Raw genomic sequence first — 24,667 nt, forward strand, 5'->3', positions numbered from 1 at the left:
AGAAGGCATTTTTTATTATCCTTGCCGAACGGCAAGGATAATCCCCCCGTTTAGATTTACTTTAGTAAATCTGGGGGGATCAAATTTGGGTGAGTGCTTCAGAATCTTCAATAAAATGAATATAAGATTAAAACCGGAAAAAGAAAACCAGATATTGAGAAAAATCACTCAAACTATAAGTTGTAACTTGAATTTGGAAGAAGTATTGAAACAAATAGTAGAAATGGTTATACAAGTTACAAAAGGAGATGCTTGCCTGTTATATCTTCTTAATGACAAAAAGGAAGAATTAACTTTGCGTGCATCTAAAAATCCACATCCGAAAATATTAGGTAAAATAAAAATCAAAGTAGGGGAAGGGATAACTGGTTGGGTGGCAAAAGAGAGGAAACCCGTAGCAATATCCAAAAATGCAAGTGATGACCCGAGGTTTAAGTTTTTTCATAATCTTCCGGAAGATAAATATGATTCTTTTCTTTCCGTGCCTATTATAAGCAGGAATGTAATAATCGGTGTAATTAATGTACAACATAAGCGTTCTCATACACATAGTTCGAATGAGATTGCACTTCTTTCTACTGTAGCCCAGCAGGTAGGCTTTGCTATAGAGAATGCAAGATTATATGAAGAGACTAAAAAAATAACCGTACAGATAGAAACTTTAGCAGAAGTCAGCAAGGCTATTGTTTCTAACCGGTACCTGAAAGAGATACTTCATTTGGTAGTTACAATGACAGCTGAAATGATGAATTCAAAGATATGTTCGATAATGTTACTTGATGAGAAGAAGCAAGAGTTGACTATTGAAGCGACACAAAGTAATATTGAGGAATATATTAAAAAAGCTCCCTTGAAAGTTTCTGAAAGTATCAGTGGTAAAGCGGTGAGAGAGAAAAAACCAATCACTGTTTTAGATGTCACTAAAGAACCCGGGTATAAATATCAGCAATTGGCAAAGAAAGAAGGTATATGTTCAATGCTAGTTTTGCCGATGATGGTTAAAGAAAAAGCTATTGGCGTAATAAATATTTATACTGCTGTTGAACATAGGTTTACTGAAGATGAGATAAAAATATTACAATCTGTGGCTAATCAGGCTGCGGTAGCCATTGAGAACACAAAATTGATGGAAGAAACTTTAGCTGCCAAAGAAGCGTTGGAGATACGTAAATTAGTTGAACGGGCTAAAGGTATATTAATGAAAGAAACGGGAATGGACGAAGATAAGGCATACAGGATAATTCATAAGAAAAGCATGGATAGTTGTAAGCCGATGAAAGAAATTGCCGAAGCAATTATTTTGAGTTCAGAAATAAAGACCAAAATCTAAAAACCCTTCTCAACTCTTTTTTCTCCTTAAGGGAGAAGATTTCTCATTTCTTTCCTCTCCCCCGATGGGGAGAGGATAAAAGGTGAGGGGGTAAATTATAAGACTTTTAGCGTACAAGTCTAAAAAAATTACATATAGAGTTAAGTTGATGGGCATTGATGTCCTTGGGTTCCTCTGATTTGGAACAAAGGGCATTTTTATTTGGAGTATGATATGGAAAATAATTTACGTTTAGCTTGTGTCCAGTTAAATTGCATAGTTGGTGATTTGGAGGGTAATTGTAAAAAAATAATTGGATATATCCAAAAGGCAAAAGAATCAGGGGTTGATATAATCTCTTTCCCGGAGTTGGCTATTACCGGATATCCTCCTGAAGATTTATTGTTCAATCCTAAATTCATTAAAGATAATTTAAAAAAGTTAAAAGAGATATCTAAATCAACAAATAATATTGTGGCATTAGTTGGTTTTGTAGACAGAAGAGTAAAAGACATTTATAATGCCGGTGCTGTAATTCATAATAGCGAAATAAAGGGAATATATCACAAAATGTTTTTACCAAACTATGGTGTTTTTGATGAAGAACGTTATTTTATTTCAGGGAACGAACCATTGGTTTTTAAATTCAACAAATTAGTTTTTGGTGTAAATATTTGTGAAGATATATGGCATATAGATGAACCGACAAAATCGCAAGTTTTATCTGGTGCAGGTTTGGTTCTTAACATTAATGCTTCACCATATAATATGGGTAAACTTAGAGAAAGAGAAAAAATTATTCAAAAACAAGCAAAAGATAATCATGTCTGGATTGCTTATACTAACTTGGTGGGTGGTCAAGATGAGCTAATTTTTGATGGGCAGAGTATGATTGTTGATAATAATGGTAAAATAATTGCCAAAGCAGAAGCATTTAAGGAAGATATGCTAATAGTAGATTTAAATATTTTACCATGTAAGAACATACCATCAAAAAGTGTAATTGTGGTTACAGACAAGCTATTGCATAAAAATAAGCCTTCATTATTAAAAAGAGAAACTAAGCCGTTGGAACCTGTTGCAGAAGTATATCAGGCTTTAGTACTGGGACTAAAAGATTATGTATCTAAAAATGGTTTTCAAAAAGTTGTTATTGGTTTAAGTGGTGGAATTGATTCCTCTTTGGTTGCATCTTTAGCGGTCGACGCTTTAGGAAAAGATGATGTAGTTGGAATATTTATGCCTTCACGTTATTCTTCTCAAGAATCAAAAATTGATGCGGAACAATTGGCACAAAATTTAGATATAAAATTAATAAAAATATCAATTGAACAGATATATAAAATTTACTTAAATATTTTTAAACCGCATTTTTCAGGATTGGGAAAAAATATAACAGAAGAGAACTTGCAGGCACGAATTAGGGGCAACATTTTAATGGCATTCTCCAATAAATGTGATTGGCTTGTCTTAACTACCGGAAATAAATCTGAGATGAGTGTAGGATATGCTACTCTTTATGGAGACATGGCAGGAGGCTTTGCAGTAATTAAAGATGTTCCTAAAACATTGGTTTATAAGTTAGTTCAATATAGGAATTCTCTTGGTTTGGTTATTCCTGAACGTGTACTAATAAAGGAACCTACAGCTGAACTTAGACCAAACCAAAAGGATACAGATACATTACCCCCATATAATACGTTAGATACGATTCTGAAAGCATACATTGAGGAAGATAAAGATTTGGATGAGATTATCTCTTTAGGATTTGACAAAGATATCGTATTTAAAGTATTGACTATGGTTAATAAAAGTGAGTATAAACGCAGACAGTCACCTCCGGGAATTAAAATTACACCCAAAGCATTTGGTAAAGACCGGAGGATACCGATTACAAATAGATATAAAATGTAACAGGTGTCTGCTTATATAGACCCCTCAACTCTTTTTTCTTCTTAAGGGAGAAGATTTCTTGTTTCTTTCCTCTCCCCGATGGGGAGAGGATTAAAGGTGAGGGGGTAAGTTATAAGACTTTTAGCAGACTAAAAGATGTTAAAACTTTGGAGGTGATGGAGAATGGAATTTAAAAAAGTATTGGAAGAGTTTTATCCTAAACTTAGGGGAATAGCTAGGAAGTTTAACGGATATTTGCAATTTGTTGATGAAGACGATTTATTACAAGAAATGTCTATTTACTTGTTGGAAAAGTGGGAACAAGATAAATTCAAGGGAAAGACTGAAAGTTACCTGATGCAGGGCTGCTGGTTTCATATTAAGAATTATTTAAGAACGGTTAATGATAAGGTAAATATTGTAAGTATTGATGAACCGATTAATAGTGATGGGACAACACTTAATGAAATAATACCGGATAATTCTCAACTTCTTTCTGAAATAATTGCATATAAAATATATATCAAAATAGTTAAAGCAAACGGTCTCACAAAAAGAGAGAAAGAAGTACTTGTTTTTTGTTTAAACGGGTACACGTTGAGAGAGATTGGCAATAAATTAAAAATTTCCTTCGTAAGAGTAGCCAGAATCCGTAAGAATATTTGTAAAAAATGGAGTAGTAAAATGAATTAGGGGGTTTACAAAATCACCATTTTTTTACTTGTATAAGTAGAAAGAGAAGTTAATCGGACCTATTGACGGGTCTATGAAGTAAAGAGAACGTAGACGTTCTATCAACCAGTGGTGGATAGAGCGTTTTTTATTTTTTCGCAGAAAAAAATACCCCCCTGCCAGTTTTGCGTCAGTCCCCCAGTTTAGTTCCGATTTATCGGAACTGGGGGGATAAAAACTAGGGGGGTGCTTAATAGTGTGTCCTAAGGAGGTAAAACAATGTGTAGAATGTTAGGGGTTATTTCAACAAATAAAATTTCACCGTTATGGCTTGAGAGTTTTCAGGAACTTGCAGTTAGAGGTAGAATAAAAAATACAATGTCCGAAGGTCATTATGATGGCTGGGGAGTTGCAGGTTATCTTGGTAAATGGGCGGTTCATTTTGGTAGAAGTGAAAAAAGTGCTATTAGTGATTCTGATAATTTTCTTATTGCAACTGAAAAAGCAATGATGTCAAGCACAAAAATTTTAATAGCACACTTAAGAAAAGCATCAGAAGGGGATAAAATAATTGAAAACACCCATCCTTTTATCAAGGATGATTGGATTTTTTGTCATAACGGGACGATTTATAACTCGGAAAGATTATTAATGCCCGGGTGTAAATATGAAGGGACAACTGATAGTGAAAGATTTTTTAAATTCTTAATTGATAGACTTGATAAGAAAAGTGTAAAAGATTATAAGGAAACAATTAGAGACGTTATCAGTGAAATTGAAAGTAAATGTAAATTTACATCTCTTACATTCCTTTTAAGTGACGGTAAAAATATGTATTGTTATAGAGGTTTTGCGGAAGATGAGAATTATTACACCCTTAATTATTCATTTTATAAAGGTCTGTTTTTGGTTTGTTCGGAAGAACTTCGTGGTTTTGAATGGAAAGAAATGAAAAATGGTGAAATAGTAGTAGTTAATAAATACGGACTTATTGAAAATGAATCTGAAGAGGTTTGTAAAAAAATATTTTTATGTTCATTTAAGTATTAACGTTGGAGAATAATATAATGAGAAAAAAATTATTTATTTTGGTTCTACTAATTACTAATTATTATTCGGTATTTACTGCTTTATTTGCTACACCTTCAACCGTTTTTTGGACTCCGTGTACACCGTATTTCCAGCCTTATATGAAAGGGCATATTACATATGATACATATGTTAGAACTAAAAGTGCCATGCCGGTAGATTATGGTTTCACAACGGGAGTTTTACCATTTAAAAAAATACAGATGGAAATCGGATATGATGCTTTTTTACCGGTTCCTACTCCAGAAGAGCAACATTATCTAAATGCCAAAATTGGTTCACCGGAAGGTGAATTGTTACCGGTAGGTTTTTCTTTAGGTATGTTCTCAAAAGGAGTCAGAAGCGGAGTAACCGATTATGATATATGGCATTTAGATATAGGTAAGACCTTTAAATCTGGAAGTTTTTCTGCAGGTTATTATTCAGGGAATAAAAGCCTTCTCGTAGATGAAAAAGGAAAAACAGATAACACTGGTTTTATGTTGGGTTATCTTTCCCCGCAGTATAAGAAATTTATTTTTGCTTTTGATTATATGAGCGGCAAAAATTCCTTTTCAGCAACAGGTTTTGGATTATATACCTATTTTGCTGATAATGTGACTTTACTCACTGGTCCGGTGTTCCCTTTAGCAAAGACATTTTACGGTGGTGATAAAATGACATGGACGCTTCAGCTTGACATTGATTTTGATATAAAGTAACGGAGGTTTATATGAAATTTAAAATTTCTATTTTTCTATTTGGTTTAATTATAATTGGTTGTTCGTTCTTACCTATGTTGATGGCTGCTTCAAATCCTGATTCTGCGGGTTCAAATACTGGCGGAATTATGGATGTCTCTGCTTCAGTTGTCGGTAAGCCGACAATAGAAGAAGTAGCTCAGGTTGCAGGACATAATAGGGTGGCAATTAACTTTGTTTGGGTGCTTGTCGCCGGGTTTCTTGTTATGTTCATGCAGCCGGGATTTGCAATGGTTGAGACGGGTCTGACTCGCGCAAAAAATGTTGCTCACACTATGGGGATGAATTTCCTGATTTACCCGTTGGGTATGTTAGGATTCTACGTCTGTGGGTTTGCCCTGATGTTTGGAGGTATGGGTGCTATCGGAACATTAGGAGGATACGCCGGGTTAAATCATGAAGTTACCATTAGCTTATTCGGGAAATCATTTGGTTTATTTGGAGCAAAGGGATTTCTCTTGACAGGTTCATCTTATGATGTAGCGATATTTACACTTTTTCTCTTTCAAATGGTATTTATGGATACTACTGCTACAATTCCAACCGGTGCGCTTGCCGAGAGATGGAAATTTATTGCATTTTGTATTTATGGTGTTTTTGTCGGGACCATAATCTATCCGATTTTCGGTAACTGGGTATGGGGTGGTGGTTGGCTGGCTATGTTAGGCCAGAATTTTCATCTGGGTCATGGGCATGTAGATTTTGCCGGTTCATCCGTAGTACATATGTGCGGAGGAGTGATTGCTTTGGTAGGAGCATGGATTGTGGGCCCTCGTTTAGGTAAATTTAACCGTGATGGAAGCGTTAATGCAATTCCCGGCCATAATATACCTATGGCTGTTGTTGGAACATTTATTCTTGCTTTTGGGTGGTTTGGTTTTAATGCCGGTTCCACATTGGCTGGAACAGATTTGCGTATTGGGGTCATTGCAGTTAATACTATGCTTGCATCGGCAACGGGAGCAGTGGCTTCAACATTGTGGATGTGGATTGTCCGCACTAAGAAACCGGACCCCAGTATGATGTGCAATGGTATGTTGGCAGGGTTGGTAGCAATTACCGCTCCCTGTGCATTTGTCAATTCTGTTAGTGCATGTATTATAGGTTTTATCGCAGGAATATTGGTTGTGGAGTCAGTTTTCTTCGTTGACAGTAAACTAAAAATTGACGATCCGGTGGGTGCTATATCAGTTCACGGTGTAAACGGTGCATGGGGTTGTTTCGCTCTAGGACTTTTTGCCGATGGTTCCTATGGTGACGGATGGAACGGTGTCGCCGGAACGGTTAAAGGATTATTTTACGGTGATGCTTCACAGTTTATAGCTCAGAGTATAGGAGTAATTTCTAACATCATTTATGTAGGATTAGTTTCATTGATTATTTTCAAGCTTATTGAATTTTTTGTTGGCAATCGTGTGGAACCGGAAAAAGAAATATCAGGATTGGATGTCCCGGAAATGGGAGTTCCCGGATATTCCGGAGTAAAACTTGACAAGCATTCGGAAACACCTATTGCTATACAGAAATTTTAGTTTAAAACTTGATGGAGGTATAAATTATGAAGAAAATAGAAGCTATAGTGCGTCCTGCAAAATTAGAATCCATTAGACAATCTTTGGAGGAAAGCGGTTTTCCGGGTTTAATGGTTACGGAAATAGAGGGTTGTGGTAAACAAAAAGGGATAGACCAGCAGTGGCGTGGTAAAAAATACAAAGTAGAACTTTTGCCGAAAATAAAAATAGAGATAGTAGCTAAAGACCAAGATGTAGAACGTATTGTCAAGGTTATAAGTGAAACTGCAAAAACCGGTGCAATCGGGGATGGTAAGATATTTATATACAACATAGAAAATGCAATAAGGATTAGGACTGGTGAAAAAGGAGACATAACAATTTAATTAAATGATAGATAAAGAATTGATTGAAAAAATTATTAGAGTAAAACAGGAAAGAGGTTATACATTATTTGACTTGTCTAAAAAACTTGATATATCTATTTCTACAATAGAAAGATGGTTTAAAACAAGCCATATAAATAAAGTATATGCACATTTAGTTAAAGAAATATTAGAGATAGAATAATCAATGAAGAAAAATAAACAAATAAAAGAAAGGATTTTTATATTTAATATTTATTCAATTGCATAAACAATTGTTTGATTTTAATAGGAGAAAATACAATGAAAAAGTTGTACGGTTTATTTTTTGCGGGTTTAGTATTTTTGTTTTCTGGAATTGTTTTTGCGGAAAATGTAAAATTATTGCCGACTCAAATAACTGTGGAAAAAAGTGCACAAGCAGTTTCATCTGTGCTAGTTACAAAAGTTGATAGCGGCGATACGGCGTGGGTTCTTATCTCAACTGCACTTGTCATGCTCATGACTTTGCCCGGACTTGCTTTTTTCTACGGCGGGCTTGTCAGAAAAAAAAATGTTTTAAGTATTTTAATGCAATGTGCTGTAATGCTTTGTGTGATAAGTTTACAATGGGTTTTGTTCGGATATAGCCTTTCTTTCGGTCCTGACAAAGGTTTCTGGGGTGGTTTTAAATGGTTTGGTTTAAGCGGGGTCGGTCTTGAGCTGTATCCAGGATACTCAAGTACTATTCCACATCAGTTATTTATGATATTTCAAATGATGTTTGCGGTTATAACACCGGCGCTTATCATAGGCGCTTTTGCGGAAAGAATGAAGTTTTCTGCTTTCCTTCTATTCAGTATTTTATGGACCACGTTTGTATATGACCCCATGGCTCACTGGGTTTGGGGTTTGGGTGGTTGGTTAAGAAATATGGGAGCTTTAGATTTTGCAGGTGGAACAGTTGTTCATATTAATGCCGGTATAGCGGCTATAGTTACCGCTTTAGTAATAGGTAAAAGGAAAGATTATTCCACACCTATACCCCCGCATAACTTACCGTTTACGTTACTTGGTGCCGGACTTTTATGGTTTGGCTGGTTTGGTTTTAATGCGGGAAGCGCTTTAGGTGCAAATGGGTCAGCAGTTAATGCTTTTGTTGTGACAAATACTTCAGCTGCAGCGGCAGGATTAACATGGGCTGTTCTGGAATGGTTATTCAATGACAGACCGACTACTTTGGGTGTTGCAACCGGAGCTGTTGCAGGGTTGGTTGCTATAACACCGGCATCGGGCTTTGTGAGTGCGACCTCCGCTATTGCAATAGGGTTTTTTGTCAGCATATTCTGTTTTATAATGGTTGCAGTTGTAAAACCTAAATTCGGATATGATGATTCACTGGATGCTTTTGGTGTTCATGGAATTGGCGGAATTTGGGGTGCCCTTGCGACAGGACTTTTTGCTTCAAAAGCAATCAATTCTTCCGGTGCTGATGGATTGTTTTATGGTAATCCTGCCCAGTTCATTATTCAGTTGAAAACCGTATTGGTGACGATAATTTACAGTTTTATTGTTACATTGATAATATACAAGCTTGTTGATGTCTTAATCGGTGTTCGGGCTAAAGATAAAGAAGAAGTAATCGGGCTTGACCTTACCGAGCATCATGAAAGTGCCTATACAGTACTATAATCTCTCGCACTTCATTCCTCTCCCCTATGGGGAGAGGACGAAAGGTGAGGGGTATGTAGCTGTAATGTAGACACAGAAGAGACTTAATCTCTAAACTATTTACAGACTCTAAGGAGGTAAAACCATGAAACTGGTAATAGCAATAATTCAACCAGACAGACTTGAAGAAGTAAAAAAAGAGCTTTATAAAAAGGAGGTTAATCTTATTACAGTCAATGAGGTTTTAGGACACGGCAAGCAGATGGGTGTAACAGAAGTATATCGCGGTGTTAAAGAAAGCGGTAATTTACTGAGAAAAGTAAGGCTTGAAATCGCCGTAAACGAAATGTTTGTCCAACCCACAATTGACGCAATCATCGCCGGCGCGAGAACAGGCAATGTCGGCGACGGCAAAATATTTGTTTTGGATTTAAAGGAATGCATCCGGATAAGGACAGGTGAAAAAGGAGGTGAAGCAATCGGATAAAAAATTTGACATTATAAAAAATATTTTATACAATAAAATCTTTAAGAAATAACAATCGCACTATCGTACTATCGCACCATCGCACTATTTTAATAGGGGGTTTGTTTATGAAGACGAAAAATGATGTTTTGGCAATTGTAAAGAAGGAGAATGTAAAGTTTATCAAGTTGTGGTTTGTGGATATTCTTGGACAGTTGAAATCATTCACAATTACACCGAGAGAACTTGAAGGCGCTCTTTCGGAAGGTATGGGATTTGATGGTTCGTCCATTGAAGGTTTTGCGAGAATTTTCGAATCGGATTTAATTGCTAAGGCGAATCCGGAAACATTTGAAATATTACCATGGAGACCTCAAGATGAAAAAGTTGCCCGTATGTTCTGTGACATATTGAATCCTGATGGTACGCCGTATGACGGGGATACAAGATATATTTTAAAGAAGAACCTGGAAGAAGTAAAGAAACTTGGGTTTACATTTAATGTAGGACCGGAATTAGAATACTTTTATTTTAAATCTGATAAATCGCCGGAAATTATTGATGAAGGCGGATATTTTGATTATGTGCCTTTGGATGAAGCGCATGATTTAAGAAGAGATACGGTACTCTATCTTGAAAAAATGGGGATAAAAGTTGAATATTCGCATCACGAAGTTGCACCTTCACAGCATGAGATAGATTTGCGTTATAATGATGCGATTACCATGGCAGATAATGTTATGACATATAAAGTAGTTGTTAAACAGGTTGCCTATTCCAAAGGGCTTTATGCTACTTTTATGCCGAAACCTTTGTTTGGAAAGAACGGTTCCGGTATGCATGTTCATCAATCATTGTTTAAAGGGAATAAAAATGCTTTTTTTGATGCAAAAGATAAATATCTTTTATCTCCGCTTGCAAAACATTATATAGCAGGCGTATTAAAGCACGTTCCTGAAATATGTGCAATAACTAACCAGTGGGTCAATTCTTATAAGCGTTTAGTCCCAGGTTACGAAGCACCGGTTTATATATCATGGGCAAGAAGGAACCGCTCGGCGCTTGTCAGAGTTCCGATGTATAAGCCCGGTAAAGAAGTTGCAACCAGAATTGAGTTGCGTTTTCCTGACCCGGCTTGCAACCCGTATCTTGCATTTTCTGTAATGCTTGCAGCAGGTCTTGATGGGATTAAGAACAAATATCCTTTGACCGAACCAATCGAGAAAGATATATTTCATATGAATGAAACGGAACGTAGAAAAGAAAAAATATTTTCACTTCCCGGTTCTTTGATTGAAGCTATAGAACTTGCTGAGAAGAGCGAACTTTTAAAAAAAGCACTTGGTCAACATGTGTTTGAGAAATTTATAGAGAACAAAAAAATAGAATGGGATATGTATCGTACCCAGATAACAGGTTACGAAATAGAGAAGTATTTACCTGTTCTGTAAAATAATTTCAGGAACTAGAAAATAAAAAAGTGTGAATTTTAAATATTTTCACACTTTTTTATTTGCAAAATTTTATATTTTTTATATAATTTAATGTATAGGGATTTTGATGTTTGTAGCTGCACCGCCTTGCGGTGCCTAATTTGACGTATAGGAATTTCAATGTTTGTAGTTGCCCGCCAACGGTTCAGTGGCGGGCCTAATTTGCGGAGGTAATTATAGTCATGAAAAAAGTTCTTATTAGCGATCCACTAGCAAAGGAAGGGATTGAAGTTCTTAAAAACAATCCTGAATTTTCTGTTACTGTGAAAACCGGACTCAAACCTGAGGAGCTCTTAAAAATTATCGGCGAGTTTGACGGACTTTTAGTCAGAAGTGAAACGAAAGTTACAAAGGAAATTTTAGCTGCAGCTCAAAATTTAAAAGTCATAGGTCGTGCAGGGACCGGTGTTGATAACATAGATGTCAAAGAGGCGTCAAAAAAAGGGATTGTTGTTATGAACGTTCCCGGAGGGAATACCATTTCTGCTGCGGAACACACTGTTTCTATGCTGCTTTCACTTTCAAGAAATATTCCGCAGGCAAATGCGTCGCTTAAAAAAGGCGAGTGGAAAAAGAAAGAATTTGTCGGTGTTGAAGTATTGGGAAAAACTGTGGGAGTTGTCGGTTTCGGAAAAATCGGGATTGAAGTTGCAAAACGGCTCCTGTCCTTTGGAATGAAAGTGCTTGTTTTCGACCCGTTTATTTCAAAAGAAAGAGCGGTTCAATTAGGAGTTGAATCCGTTTCATTGGATGAACTTTTTAAAGAATCGGATTATATAACGATTCACACACCTAAAACAGAAGCGACAAAAAACCTTATTAATGCTGAAACAATCAAGAAAATGAAAGATGGAGTCCGTATAGTTAACTGTGCCAGAGGAGGACTTATTGATGAACAGGCACTGGCTTCGGCGTTAAAATCCGGCAAAGTTAAAGGTGCTGCTCTTGATGTTTTTGAAAAAGAACCTTTAGTCGAGTCGCCTTTTTTTGAAATTAACAGTGTTATAATGACACCGCACTTAGGTGCATCAACAGAAGAAGCCCAGACAAACGTTTCTGTTGAAGTAGCTAAGCAGGTTGTTGAATATTTTTCTATAGGTACAATAAGAAATGCGGTAAATTTTCCGTTTATACCTTCTGAAATGCTTCAGAAAATGCAGCCTTATATCAACCTTTCCGAAAAATTAGGTTTATTTGCTTCACAATTTGCTGACGGCAGAATTTCATCGATTGAAATTAATTATTCGGGTGAAGTTACAAAATATGATTTAGCGTCTCTGACAATTGCTGCTGTTAAAGGTGTTCTTGAAAATATGAGCGAAGAAGGGGTCGTTAATTTTATTAATGCCCTGATAGTCGCGCAGGAAAAAGGCATAAAGGTTTCAGAATCAAGAATTTCTGAAACAACCGATTTTACTAATCTGGTAGTTGTAAAGTTGAAAACTGAGGTTGGCGAGAGTATTATTGCCGGGACAGTTTTTGGCAAAAAGGATTTTCGCATTGTAAGGATTAACGACTATTATGTAGATGTGGAACCTGATAAAAATATTCTTGTTTTTTCCAACACAGATAAACCGGGTGTTGTCGGTAAAATAGGAATGATTCTTGGAAAAAATTCTGTGAATATCGCTTCAATGGAAGTCGGCAGAAAAACAGTTGGCGGTGAAGCGATTACAATTATAAATGTTGATGATGTAATAGCAGAAAATGTTTTAAAGGAAATAAAAAATCAGCCCGAAATAAAAAATGTAAAGATGATAGTCCTATAAAAAGCGTTATAGAGTTCATAGAGTTTGTAGAGTTATAGAGTTCATAGAGTTTAAAAACCCTAAACCCTAAAACTCTAAAACCCTATAACCCTATAACTCTCTTATTTATGAAACAAAACATTGTTCAAAAAATTATTGAAAAACATTTGTTGGAAGGTAGTATAAAAGCCGGTGAGGAAATTGGTATAAGAATCGACCAGACTCTTACCCAGGACGCGACAGGTACGCTTGCTTATCTTGAATTTGAGGCTATGGGTGTTAAAAAAATAAAAACAAAACGGTCGGTATCATATATTGACCATAACACGCTCCAGACCGGTTTTGAAAATGCCGATGACCACAAGTACTTGCAATCAATAGCGGAAAAATATGGTCTTTATTTTTCCCCCAGCGGTAACGGTGTCTGTCATCAGCTCCATTTAGAAAGGTTTGCTGTTCCGTCTGAAACCCTGATTGGGTCTGATTCCCATACACCGACTTCGGGTGCATTGGGAATGCTTGCCATAGGTGTTGGTGGGTTAGATATTGCATATGCGCTGGCTACCGGTAAATTTTATTTTAAAGTGCCAAAAATTGTTAATATTCAGCTTTCAGGAAAACTAACCGGATGGGCGTCCGCAAAAGACGTTATTTTGGAACTTTTGCGCAGGTTGACTGTCAAAGGCGGAGTCGGTAAGATTTTTGAATACAGCGGTGAAGGAGTCCGGACTCTTTCCGTTTATGAGCGGGCGACCATTACAAATATGGGCGCTGAGTTAGGATTGACGACATCAATCTTTCCTTCAGATGAACAAACCAAAAAATTTCTGAAATTACAAAAAAGAGAGAATGAATGGCAGGAGATTTGTGCTGATGAATATGCTTTATATGACGAGACCATAAAAATTGATTTAGGGGAAATTGTCCCTCTTGTCGCCTGCCCGCATTCACCTGATAATGTAAAGAAGGTTAAGGATATTGGAAAAGTAAAATTAGACCAGGTAATTATTGGTTCCTGTACTAATTCTTCGCTGGTAGATTTAATGCTGGTTGCTAAAATAGTAAAAGGTAAAAAAGTGAAAGTATCTACAATAGTTTCTCCGGGCTCGAAGCAGGTTCTTATGAATTTGGTAAAGACAGGTGCTTTATACGATATGATTGATTCCGGTATAAGGGTGCTTGAACCTGCTTGCGGTCCCTGTATAGGAATGGGTTGTGCACCTAATGCAGGGGGTGTTTCTTTAAGGACCTTTAATAGAAATTTTGAGGGAAGGAGTGGAACAGCCGATGCTCAAATGTACATCTCCGGACCTGTTGTCGCCGCGTTTTCTGCGATTGAAGGCAATATTACAGAACCATCGGGAAAAATACCAAAAATAAAATTACCTAAAAATATTATATTGGGTGATGATTTAATAGTCGCTCCTCAGCAGGGAAAGTCAGATGTCCGGATATATAAAGGTGAAAATATAAAACCAATGGAAGATATTGTTGAATTGGAAGATGTTATTATCGGTGAGGTAATACTTAAACTTAAAGATAATATAACTACGGATGACATTATCCCGGCCGGTGCGAAGATATTGCCTTTGCGTTCAAATATTCCCGCAATTTCCCAATACGTATTTAATAAAATCGACCCTGAATTTGTTGAAAAGGTAAAAAATAAAAGTGGCAGTATTATTGTTGCAGGTATAAATTATGGGCAGGGCTCGTCACGCGAACATGCAGCTTTATGTCTTAGGTATCTTGGTGTAAAAGTGATTCTTGCAAAATCATATGCAAGAATACACAAATCAAACCTTGTTAATTTTGGAATTGCACCTTTAGCTTTTGAAAATCCGGCAGATTACGAAAAGATTGATATTTTCGATAAACTTGAAATTAAGGATGTTAAAGATGATATTTCTAAATGCAAACTTACCATTAAAAATATCACAAAAGATACTTCCTTTACGGTTACCCACGATTTAACCCAAAGACAGCTAAAAATTCTCTTAGCTGGCGGGCTGTTGAACTACAGGTGATTTTACCGCTGATTTTTCCTGCTGAGATTTCAACAGAGCTTTCTTGTTCTTCAACCTTCTTAAATACCTTTGTCTGATTTGATGCCTTCTTGTTTCCTGCTTAATTTTACTCATATTCCTCCTTTTCTATTTTCTTGTGCCCTTTCTAAAATTCAATTTATCTGTAATTATATCAAATTTATAAATTAATGCCATTCCGAATATATCTCACTGTCTTCTTTGAAAGGGTGATTTTCAATATATTTTGCCTTTTCATTGAAATCCTGTTCATTGCGAATTATATGGTCATAATAAGATCGCTGCCATATCATGTCCGCCTGTTTTTTCTTATAATGAAAACCAATCATGTCCGCGTAGGGGCGGGCTTGCCCGCCCATTGTTTGGTCGCATTCTTTGCGAACCATTTGGGTTATTTTTACCTTTGATATGCCGATATATTGTGATAAATTTACTTTTCTTTCTTCCGGTAAAGTTACAAGTCCATGAATATGGTCTATCGTAATCACAATTACATGTATTGTTACATCTTTTATCGTTGAAAGATTCTTAAAAATATCAATTGTTTTATTGCGAATAAATTCAGCATTGAATATTACTGCCCGTTTAAACGTACAAATTGTAAAAAAATATGAACCCGGTAAAAAATAATCCCAGGTTTTAAGGCGTAAAGAATTTTTACGATAATTTTCAGATAAATTCATTTATATTTTTGGGTGAGCAAGCTCACCCCTACGTGTAATTTTGCGTAACTTCTATATATTATATCCGCGTAGGGGCGGGCTTGCCCGCCCTTTAATTCCTATTTTTCCTTAAATGCGAAAACAGTAAATATATATATGTCGACATCACCTTTTTTCCAGGCGTCAGGTTCAAGTCCAGCTTTTTGATAGCATAATTCGGATAAAAATGCATCTTTTTTACAAAGTTCAGGATGTTCCCAGACTTGCGGTAAAAATAATCCGGAACGCAACCCTTTTTTTATAACAACGCCGTGTTTGCCTTCAATAATTTCATCAACTGATGCTACTTTTGTAAGTGGTGACAGAACAGAAATTTCTATTGTTATATCTTTCAGTTCATTTTTTGATACCGGTGGAAATCTATGGTCTTCAACAGCAGCAGCAATAGCAAGCTGTGTTACCGCTTCATATAAAGGCATTCTTGCTTCCGTTGTCCCTATACATCCCCGTAAATCATGGCTTTTCTCAAGCGTAACAAATACAGCACCATTATTTAATAATTCCTGATTTTTAGTAGAAAATTTGGGAATTTTCCCGTTAGTTAAATACCCCTCGATAGAACTTCGAGCAATATTCAGTAATTCCTTCTGTGATTCTTTGGTTATTGAAAATTCCTTTTTCTCTGACTTTGAACTTTTGACCTCGGACCTCGGACCTCGGACCTCGGACTTATTTCCCGTTCTCACAAATGCCACCGCCCCATACCCCACAACCCTGTTTTCATCACCATAAGTTGATTCAGCAGAATTGGAATAATGGATTGTTACCGCTTTGTCAGCTCCCAAAATTTTTGAAGCAGCCATAACAGTCAATACGGCAGGAAGCCCGCATAATGTACAGTGAAGTTCAGTAATTCCTTTTGACAACCAATTTTCATCAGTTTCTATTAGTTTCTCCGGATTAAATTTTTCTATTGTATCAAGTGTATTTTTATCTATCATTTCTGCATCTTTTTTTACAGGATAATGAGTCATATCTGTTGATGCAACAAGTAATATGGATTTATTGGAACCTTTAATTACTTTTGCAATTACCCCGGCAACTTCTTCATATTGCTGCATATCATTTATAAGTATAGCTACAATTTTAAAATTACTCAGCACCTTTTGTAAAAATGGAATTTGGACTTCTATTGAATGTTCCGGGATATGAACATCATTGTCTGCCTGAATAATTTTTGATGGGTCGTGCAAGAGTTCTTTTACAATTTCATCATCAATTTTAATATCCCCTATAGGGGTTGAAAAATTCCCGCCTGTCCATAAAGCAGCATTTTTTACCGGAAAGTTATGACTTGACCCTATCAAAATCACAGTGTCAATTTTTTCACCTTCAATCTGCTTATAAGCATAAGCAGCAGTCTGTCCTGAAAATACATATCCGGCATGTGGGGAAATAAGTCCTATTATTTTACCGTTAAGGTTTTGTCTTTTGGTCTTTGATAAAAAGCCATCAATCATTTTTGAAAGTTCATTTTTATCTGCAGGGTAAAATTGTCCTGCGACAGCAGGTTCCCGTTTCATTTTTACCTCCTCGGCATAACTGCTTGCAGCGGAAACAATAAATAATAGAAGAAACAAATTTGAAAATTTCATGTTAAGGCAATAACATCTTGTAATCGGGCATTTTATTACTTTTTTATTACAATGTCAACTTTTCGAGTCGTTATCGCCGTGAAATGGAAAAACAAACATTTGTATTGACTTTTAAACAGGTATTATATAAAATTAGAACATGCCTGAAATATTTTCGTTTTATGCAATTAGATACAATAGAAAAGATATCTCTGATTTAGTATGTCCGCCGTATGATGTAATATCTCCGCCAGAAAAAGAATTGTTTCTGAAAAAGAGTTCATATAATGCAGTGGCTATCGAATTGCCGGAAAGCCATAAATCAGCAAAAGAAAAATTTGAAAAGTGGAAAGAAGAAAGAGTATTGATAAAAGAAGAAAGCCCGTCATTTTATTTATATGAGCAGACCTTTTATTCTAAAGATAAAAAATATGCGAGAATAGGTTTCTTTGCGCTTCTGAAGACAGAGAAATTCGGCAAAAACATTTTTCCTCATGAGAAAACGCTTTCAGCACCCAAAGTAGACAGGTTAGAACTTCTTAAGGCAACCAAAATAAATACCAGCCCCATATTCTGCCTTTTTTCAGATACTAAAAACATATTCAAGGAAATATCGCAAAGGATAAAAGCCAAAGAACCCAATATATTCGTAAGATTACCTAAAGTTTTTGAAAGAGTCTGGATTATAAATGATTTAAAAACAATAAATTCCTTAAAGAAACTTTTAAAAAACAATAAAATATTAATTGCTGATGGTCATCACAGGTATGAAACGTTTCATGAATTTACAAATGGCGGTAACATTTTATCGTTTTTATGTCCTTTTGAAGATAAGGGGTTATTAATTCTTCCTACCCATCGGCTGATTAAAAAGTGGAAAGTAAAAAGCACTAAAACATTAAGTAATTATTTTAAAATTACAAAAAATAACGGTGATTTTAAGTTTTACATGAATAATAAGTTTATAAATGTAAAAGTTAAAAAGAAACGCAATGGCTTGCCAATAGAATATTTGCATTCAACAATATTGAAAGATGCTGAGTTCAGTTATACAAAGGATGAGGAAGAAGCAATTAAAAGAGTTGATAGCGGTGAATTTTCCGCTGCGGTTATTTTAAATCCGTTAACAATAAAAGATTTGAAATTTATTGTGAGAAAAAAAATGATTTTACCTCAAAAATCCACATATTTCTATCCTAAAGTATCAACAGGAATTGTTTTCAATGAACTTGGTTGATATTTCTATTTTTTTATTAATAATAATTCTCGCCTGGTTTGGTTCTTGGATAGGAATACTTACAACCGTTTCATATGTTATTTCCGGGCTAATAGGTTCTGTTCTTGCAAATTTACTTTATGTAAAATTTGCAGTTTTTTTTTCGCCTAAACCATCTGGTTTAATAATAAGTTATCTGATAATATTCGTATCCGTAACTGCTGTTGCATTTTATCTGTGTACTATAATTTCAAAGCTGCTGAATATCTTATTTTTGGGACTGGTTGACAGGTTTTTTGGTGCATTACTGGGAGTTGTTTTAGGTGTTATTTTTTGTGGTGCAATTTTGAATATTATGGTAATAGTTCCTTTATCCAGCAATATAGAATATTACGTAGAAAATTCCACATTTACGCCTTTAATAATTAATAACATAATAATCCCTGTAATGAAACCATTTTCAAAGAATGATTACAAGGTAGTTACAAAAGATATTCCTAAAGAAGTTGTTAAAAAAATTAAAAACCTGCCTTCCCCGCATAAATGAAAAAACCATTCTTATTTTGTCTTAATTCTATTTATAATCCAATAGACCTTTTTGAGAAAATTTCTACAGGAGAGCAGTATTCTTTTTTTCTTGATAGTGTAGAAAAAGGGAAAAATGCAGCGTATTCTCTGATAGGTTTCAATTGCGATATGGTAGTTAAAAGCAAACATAATAAAATTAAGATAATCAAAAATGGAAAAATCGAAGTTGAAACCGGTAATCCTGTAGAATATTTAAGAAAAATATTTTATAAAAAAGTAAAAGAGTTTAAGTGTAATGAAAAAATAATTAAGGGTAATCTGCCGCTAAACGTTGGCGGTGCAATAGGGTATTTTTCATATGATATCCGGCATTTTTTTGAAAAATTGCCGGCATCCGCTATTGATGATATTAAATTACCAGACATGTATTTTGCTTTTTGCAGGAACTTTATAATTATCAATCAAAATACAAACCAGGCAAAAATATTAATACTTGCTGATACTAAAACTAATGCCATAAGTGAATTAAACAGGATTTACAAAATATTAGAAAAAGAAAGTTCTTGCGATTCTAAAAACAAAAAAAAGAAAATTAAAATTAAGTCAAATTTAACTAAAAAACAGTTCGAGAACATTGTCAAAAAAGCAAAAGATTACATTAAAGAAGGTGATATTTTCCAGGCTAACCTTTCGCACAGGCTGGAATGTGTTTTTGACGGAAATCCGTTATTACTTTATAGAAATTTAAGGAAAGTAAATCCGTCGCCATTTTCCTGCTTCTTGAATTTTCCGGATTTGAAGATTTTCGGCTGCTCGCCGGAACGCCTTCTTAAAATAGAAAATGGTAAAGTGATAACAAGGCCTATTGCCGGAACAAGACCACGGGGTTTAAGTAAATTGAAAGATGAGCAACTTAAAAATGAGCTTTTAGTAGATGCCAAAGAAAAAGCTGAACATATAATGCTTGTTGATTTGGAAAGGAATGACTTAGGACGAGTTTGTGAATACGGTAGCGTTAAAGTAAACGAAATGATGATAACTGAAAGTTATTCTCACGTTTCCCACATCGTATCAAATGTTTGCGGTATTCTTAAGAAAAATAAAGACGTGTTTGATGTAATAGCGTCAATTTTCCCCGGAGGAACTATTACCGGTTGCCCGAAAATCAGATGTATGGAAATTATAGATGAACTTGAACCGACAGCCCGTGGACCTTATACCGGGAGTTGCGGTTGGATAGGATACAACGGCGATTGTGACCTTAACATAATAATAAGAACCTTTATTTTAAAAGACAAAAAATTATATTTTCAAGTAGGTGCCGGAATTGTCGCCGATTCCGTCCCCGAAAGAGAATATCACGAAACACTTCACAAAGCCAAAGCATTAATCCAAGCTCTAAAAGAAACAAGGTAATGTATTAATGCAAGCCCTAAAAGAAACATGTTGATGTTCACGTTTTGTAAAATCCATAAGGTTATCCTCCTCTCCCTTGACGGGAGAGGATAGGGGGTTAGTTTTTCCCGCGTAGGGGCAGGCTTGCCTGCCCAATTGATACGCTGTGGTTACAATATCAACTGATTAGTAGCTGCAAAGCGAAGCTTTGCTTAACTTGATGTATAGGAATTTCAATGATATCACGCCAAAGGGCGTGAAACTACAATATTTTTGTTGAAAACCTACTTGGTAGTTGTCGTAGACTCTTGGCGTGCTTAACTTGTTAAACATGAATATGAAAGAATATGCAAAGCAAGTTTTGCCACTGCAATGTTGCTGTAGTTGCCGACCTTGGTCGGCATAACTTGTCAGGAAATTACACAAATGAAAATATTTATTAACGGTAGATTTTATTCTAAAAAAAACGCAAAAATATCTGTATTTGACCATGGTTTTTTGTATGGTGACGGTATTTACGAAACAATGCGTTCCTATAATAATATTGTTTATAAAATAGACGAACATATAAGCCGGTTTTTTAAATCAGCCGGTTTGATTTCGCTAAAAATCCCATTTTCAAAGCAATATATAAAAAAATCAGTTTACCAAACACTTAAAATAAATAAATTAAAAGATGCATATATCAGAATGAGTTTATCAAGAGGTGAAGGCGAAATAGGGCTTGATCCTGCACTTTGTCCAAAACCCACATTTGTTATAATTGTTAAAAAATTCAAACCATATCCAAGGGAATTTTGTGAAAAAGGTATTAAAATAATAATTGCTAAAACAAGAAGGAATCATCCTGCAGCACTTAACCCGGAAATAAAATCAACAAATTTTCTTAATAATATACTCGCTAAAATTGAAGCAAAGAACAAAAATGCCTTTGAAGCAATAATGCTGAATATTGAAGGCTTTGTTACGGAAGGCACTATATCAAATATTTTTATAGTAAAAAACAACGTCCTGAAAACACCGTCTATTAAATGCGGTATTCTTGATGGTATAACAAGAAAATATATCCTTAAAATTGCAAAAAGTCTAAGGATAAAAACCAAAGAATCATTTCTCAAACCAAAAGATTTATATACAGCAGATGAATGTTTTATCACCAACACCTCGCTCGAAATTATGCCCGTAAGCTTAATTGACAATAAAAAGATAATGGTGGTTGGCAAAATTACAAAAGAACTGATTGGGAATTTTTAAGGCAAATATTTTTTTATTTAATATTGCACACATTTATATGCTATTTTACCCTACCTAAAAATAAAAATATTTCAAAAGTCAAAAAATCACTTGACATTTTTTTTTTTTTCAATATATAATTATAGTAGATGGTTGCATAGAAAAAGTCTCAGTAGTGCCATTCCACTCAGTTCTTTCTTCTCCCCGCCGGGGAGAAGATGAAAGATGAGGGGGGACTAACTCCTTAACTAATATATTAATGAAAAAAGTCATATTTTGTTTACCCGGCAACAATTTTTCAGGAAAGTTTTTAGATTGTTGGACAAATCTAATAAGTTATTGTATGGCAAATGGTATCCAATTTGCTGTTTCCCGTAAAGAGTCCAACAATATCTATTATGTCCGTAATATGTGTTTAGGTGCTGATATATCTCGCGGAGAAAACCAGAAACCCTTTGACGGCAAAATAGATTATGATTATTTAATGTGGATAGATTCTGACATTATATTTACTCCACAGCAATTTCAAAAGTTACTAAATCAGGATAAAGATATTGTTTCGGGAGTTTACTCAATGGAAGGTGGCGGACAATTTGCTTCGGTAAAAGATTGGGATGAAAAATTCTTTGAGAAGAATGGATATTTTCAATTTCTTACACCGAAAGATATTGAAAAAAGTAATGATTTAATGGAAGTAAGTTATACCGGATTCGGGTTTATATTGATTAAGAAAGGCGTATTTGAAAGCATACTCTATCCATGGTTTAAACCATTAGAAAAAAGAATAGGCAACATGACAGATTTTACAATGGAAGATGTAGGCTTTTGCCTAAGAGCAAAAGAAAAAGGATTTAAAATCTGGATAGACCCGCAAATCCGGGTAGGTCACGAGAAGAAGATTATATATTGATTAAAATAAGGAAATAAAATATTTTTCATATTTAATGTAGCGGCAAAGCGGCAGCTTTGCTTAAGTGGAAGAATAAATCAAGATAATATTTGGTAAGAATAACAAGAAAGGGAAAGAGATAAATAAATAAAATAGGAGGTATGGAAAAATGACAGATGTAAATTTAGTATTGAAGGATGGTGGTTTCGGAGAATCAAATGTAAGAGAAATTAAAGATGCTGATGGTGGAATAACTAATCATAGGATTTCATCTACAAAATTAGGTATAGATGTGAGTTGCAATCCTGCTAGTACGCTTACGGTTGGTGGAGGTGTTTCTATTGGTAGTGAATCTGTAGTTGCACCAACTGATGGGCTTTATGTACATCAAAGAGTTGGTATAGGAGCAACTTCTCCATCTTCACAACTTCATATATATAAAGGTGATTTAGGGGATAATTATATAATTATAGATTATCAACAAAATTACTCGGCTGGTTTACAGTTTAATGAACTTGGTTCAGTAAGGGCATATATAATATGGAATGATGGTAGTAATAAAATGATATTTAAATTTGGAGGAAATGAAAGAGTTACTTTTCAGGAAGATGGCAAAGTAGGAATAGGGACAACAGTACCAACATATAAACTTGATGTAAATGGTGATATTAATGTTCCTACAGGAAGTCAATATAAAATAAATGGAGTTGACCAAGCTTTTGACAAATGGACAGCGGGAACAGGAGACAATATTTATCGGTCCAGTGGCAGTGTAGGTATAGGGACGACTTCACCTGCAGAGAAACTTCATATTTACAGTACAGCTAATGCTATAAATAAATTACTTTTACAGGGGACTACGGATTATGGAACAGAGATTAGACTAAAAGATTCTACGCAAGAATGGAGCATATCTGAAAATGTCTATGTTGGTTCAGCTCTTTGTATAAGAAGTATTACTGGTAGTGATACACTTATGACTTTTACTGCCTCAAGTAAGGTTGGTATTGGGACAACAAGTCCGTCAAGAAAATTATTTGTAAGTGGTGATGCAGGAGGAACAACTCAATGGTACAATGATTCTGATTCGTGTTTAAAGGAAAATATTAAAACTATCGAGAATGCTTTGGAAAAAGTGATAAAATTGAGAGGAATAAATTTTGAATGGAAAGATAAGGAAAATAGACCCAAAGGTTTGCAAATGGGTTTAATAGCCCAAGAAGTAAAAGAGATAGTTCCTGAAATAGTGGATAAGAAAAACGAACACTATTCAATGGCGACTGCTAATTTAACTGCTCTTTTAGTAGAAGCAGTTAAACAATTGAATAGCAAAGTTAAAGAATTAGAAGAGCAATTGAAAAATAAACAGTAAAATTGTCATAGTTTAATTCTCGCTGAAATTACTGAAAATTAGCATGGGGGATAGAATGAAAAAATATTTACTGTTAATAATAGTTAGTTTTATTCTTGTAGGATGCGGTAAGAACGAGAAAAAGTCAGAACTTATATTAGGCAGTTCTCCAATATCTAATCTTGTTCCCATGGGTACAATTTCGTGTTATAGTGGTAAGTTAAATAGCTCTTCAACCATTTCATTTCGCCCAGTTAATAAACATGCAGATGGAATGAGTAAGGAATTCTATATTTACATAAAAAGCATTGAAATTTCTACGGCAGGTAATGAATGGATTAAAATTTTGGATAATTCTGGTAATCCTCTGGAAACAAAAGTGAAATATGGTGACATAATAAGGATAAATACTTCTTCTGTTTCTGTGCCATCAGACCAATACCATGGCGTTCGGTTAGTTATAGAACCAAAAATAAAAATTCTATCACTACATAAATGGGAAGATAGCAGCGATACTGTTGTCGATATAACCCTTAATAAGTTACCATCTAGAATAGGTATGCTTGTTGGTAGTACAGATACAAAAATTTCAGCAATAGATACTATATCATTTACCTCTGCGAATGGATATTTAGTACCTTTTACTATTGAAACAGGGAAAGAAACTTTTCTTGTATTTGAATTTTCTGTAGCTTGGTTAGGCAGCAGTATTTCTGATATTACCGATTGGGAACTCAGTCTTGCTTGTCGTGCAACAAGATTTTTGTATTAAGGTGTG

The 24,667-nt window shown here is 35.1% G+C and carries 22 protein-coding genes; 20 read left to right on the plus strand and 2 right to left on the minus strand.

Annotated features, from left to right (window positions below):
• Nucleotides 1–115: 115 nt before the first annotated feature.
• The 13 genes from PHE88_06325 to PHE88_06385 all read left to right on the plus strand — a co-directional run bounded on the left by PHE88_06325 (nucleotide 116) and on the right by PHE88_06385 (nucleotide 14,963).
• Complete coding sequence (locus PHE88_06325) at nucleotides 116–1,330, plus strand: GAF domain-containing protein (protein MDD5687428.1); 1,215 nt, start codon at nucleotides 116–118, stop codon at nucleotides 1,328–1,330.
• Between the two features lie 213 nt (nucleotides 1,331–1,543).
• A complete protein-coding gene (locus PHE88_06330; protein ID MDD5687429.1) occupies nucleotides 1,544–3,223 on the plus strand; it encodes an NAD+ synthase in 1,680 nt (559 codons plus the stop codon).
• Nucleotides 3,224–3,385: 162 nt separating this feature from the next.
• Nucleotides 3,386–3,895, plus strand: a complete 510-nt coding sequence (locus PHE88_06335) for a sigma-70 family RNA polymerase sigma factor (GenBank protein MDD5687430.1) — start codon at nucleotides 3,386–3,388, stop codon at nucleotides 3,893–3,895.
• Nucleotides 3,896–4,153: 258 nt separating this feature from the next.
• The gene (locus tag PHE88_06340) at nucleotides 4,154–4,924 is read left to right on the plus strand and encodes a class II glutamine amidotransferase (protein MDD5687431.1); all 771 of its coding nucleotides are present in this window, start codon (nucleotides 4,154–4,156) and stop codon (nucleotides 4,922–4,924) included.
• Between the two features lie 17 nt (nucleotides 4,925–4,941).
• The gene (locus tag PHE88_06345; protein MDD5687432.1) at nucleotides 4,942–5,664 is read left to right on the plus strand and encodes a hypothetical protein; all 723 of its coding nucleotides are present in this window, start codon (nucleotides 4,942–4,944) and stop codon (nucleotides 5,662–5,664) included.
• 11 nt (nucleotides 5,665–5,675) lie between these two features.
• Entirely contained in the window at nucleotides 5,676–7,235 is a 1,560-nt protein-coding gene (locus tag PHE88_06350; protein MDD5687433.1) for an ammonium transporter, read from the plus strand.
• 26 nt (nucleotides 7,236–7,261) lie between these two features.
• Nucleotides 7,262–7,600: a P-II family nitrogen regulator gene (locus PHE88_06355; protein ID MDD5687434.1), complete on the plus strand. Its 339-nt coding sequence runs from the start codon at nucleotides 7,262–7,264 to the stop codon at nucleotides 7,598–7,600.
• A gap of 4 nt (nucleotides 7,601–7,604) precedes the next feature.
• Nucleotides 7,605–7,784 (plus strand): hypothetical protein, encoded by a 180-nt coding sequence (locus tag PHE88_06360; protein ID MDD5687435.1) that lies wholly within the window; start codon nucleotides 7,605–7,607, stop codon nucleotides 7,782–7,784.
• Between the two features lie 98 nt (nucleotides 7,785–7,882).
• On the plus strand, nucleotides 7,883–9,250 hold the full coding sequence (locus PHE88_06365) for an ammonium transporter (protein MDD5687436.1): 1,368 nt from the start codon (nucleotides 7,883–7,885) through the stop codon (nucleotides 9,248–9,250).
• Between the two features lie 124 nt (nucleotides 9,251–9,374).
• The gene (locus PHE88_06370; protein MDD5687437.1) at nucleotides 9,375–9,716 is read left to right on the plus strand and encodes a P-II family nitrogen regulator; all 342 of its coding nucleotides are present in this window, start codon (nucleotides 9,375–9,377) and stop codon (nucleotides 9,714–9,716) included.
• A gap of 107 nt (nucleotides 9,717–9,823) precedes the next feature.
• The gene (locus tag PHE88_06375; protein ID MDD5687438.1) at nucleotides 9,824–11,146 is read left to right on the plus strand and encodes a glutamine synthetase family protein; all 1,323 of its coding nucleotides are present in this window, start codon (nucleotides 9,824–9,826) and stop codon (nucleotides 11,144–11,146) included.
• A 224-nt stretch (nucleotides 11,147–11,370) separates the two neighbouring features.
• Nucleotides 11,371–12,957 carry a phosphoglycerate dehydrogenase gene (gene serA, locus PHE88_06380; GenBank protein ID MDD5687439.1) on the plus strand — a complete coding sequence of 529 codons (1,587 nt, stop codon included), beginning with the start codon at nucleotides 11,371–11,373 and terminating at the stop codon, nucleotides 12,955–12,957.
• Between the two features lie 107 nt (nucleotides 12,958–13,064).
• Entirely contained in the window at nucleotides 13,065–14,963 is a 1,899-nt protein-coding gene (locus PHE88_06385; GenBank protein ID MDD5687440.1) for an aconitate hydratase, read from the plus strand.
• 185 nt (nucleotides 14,964–15,148) lie between these two features.
• On the opposite strand, the gene PHE88_06390 is transcribed toward PHE88_06385, so the two are convergent.
• Together PHE88_06390 and amrB are read right to left on the minus strand one after the other, a co-directional pair.
• Nucleotides 15,149–15,664, minus strand: coding sequence for a transposase (locus PHE88_06390; protein ID MDD5687441.1), 516 nt, complete (start codon nucleotides 15,662–15,664; stop codon nucleotides 15,149–15,151).
• 98 nt (nucleotides 15,665–15,762) lie between these two features.
• Nucleotides 15,763–17,226, minus strand: a complete 1,464-nt coding sequence (gene amrB, locus PHE88_06395) for an AmmeMemoRadiSam system protein B (GenBank protein MDD5687442.1) — start codon at nucleotides 17,224–17,226, stop codon at nucleotides 15,763–15,765.
• 211 nt (nucleotides 17,227–17,437) lie between these two features.
• On the opposite strand from amrB, the gene PHE88_06400 reads away from it, so the two are divergent.
• The 7 genes from PHE88_06400 to PHE88_06430 all read left to right on the plus strand — a co-directional run bounded on the left by PHE88_06400 (nucleotide 17,438) and on the right by PHE88_06430 (nucleotide 24,661).
• On the plus strand, nucleotides 17,438–18,514 hold the full coding sequence (locus tag PHE88_06400; GenBank protein ID MDD5687443.1) for a DUF1015 domain-containing protein: 1,077 nt from the start codon (nucleotides 17,438–17,440) through the stop codon (nucleotides 18,512–18,514).
• Nucleotides 18,501–19,040 carry a CvpA family protein gene (locus tag PHE88_06405; protein ID MDD5687444.1) on the plus strand — a complete coding sequence of 180 codons (540 nt, stop codon included), beginning with the start codon at nucleotides 18,501–18,503 and terminating at the stop codon, nucleotides 19,038–19,040. Before PHE88_06400 ends, PHE88_06405 begins: the two co-directional genes overlap by 14 nt.
• Nucleotides 19,037–20,437 (plus strand): anthranilate synthase component I family protein, encoded by a 1,401-nt coding sequence (locus PHE88_06410; GenBank protein MDD5687445.1) that lies wholly within the window; start codon nucleotides 19,037–19,039, stop codon nucleotides 20,435–20,437. Before PHE88_06405 ends, PHE88_06410 begins: the two co-directional genes overlap by 4 nt.
• Before the next feature lie 405 nt (nucleotides 20,438–20,842).
• Nucleotides 20,843–21,670, plus strand: a complete 828-nt coding sequence (gene ilvE / locus PHE88_06415; GenBank protein MDD5687446.1) for a branched-chain-amino-acid transaminase — start codon at nucleotides 20,843–20,845, stop codon at nucleotides 21,668–21,670.
• 238 nt (nucleotides 21,671–21,908) lie between these two features.
• Nucleotides 21,909–22,559, plus strand: a complete 651-nt coding sequence (locus tag PHE88_06420; protein MDD5687447.1) for a hypothetical protein — start codon at nucleotides 21,909–21,911, stop codon at nucleotides 22,557–22,559.
• A 148-nt stretch (nucleotides 22,560–22,707) separates the two neighbouring features.
• Entirely contained in the window at nucleotides 22,708–23,910 is a 1,203-nt protein-coding gene (locus tag PHE88_06425) for a tail fiber domain-containing protein (GenBank protein MDD5687448.1), read from the plus strand.
• A 55-nt stretch (nucleotides 23,911–23,965) separates the two neighbouring features.
• Nucleotides 23,966–24,661 (plus strand): hypothetical protein, encoded by a 696-nt coding sequence (locus PHE88_06430; protein MDD5687449.1) that lies wholly within the window; start codon nucleotides 23,966–23,968, stop codon nucleotides 24,659–24,661.
• Nucleotides 24,662–24,667 lie beyond the last annotated feature (6 nt).

This window comes from Elusimicrobiota bacterium (assembly GCA_028718185.1).
Taxonomy (GTDB): Bacteria; Elusimicrobiota; UBA8919; order UBA8919; family UBA8919; genus JAQUMH01.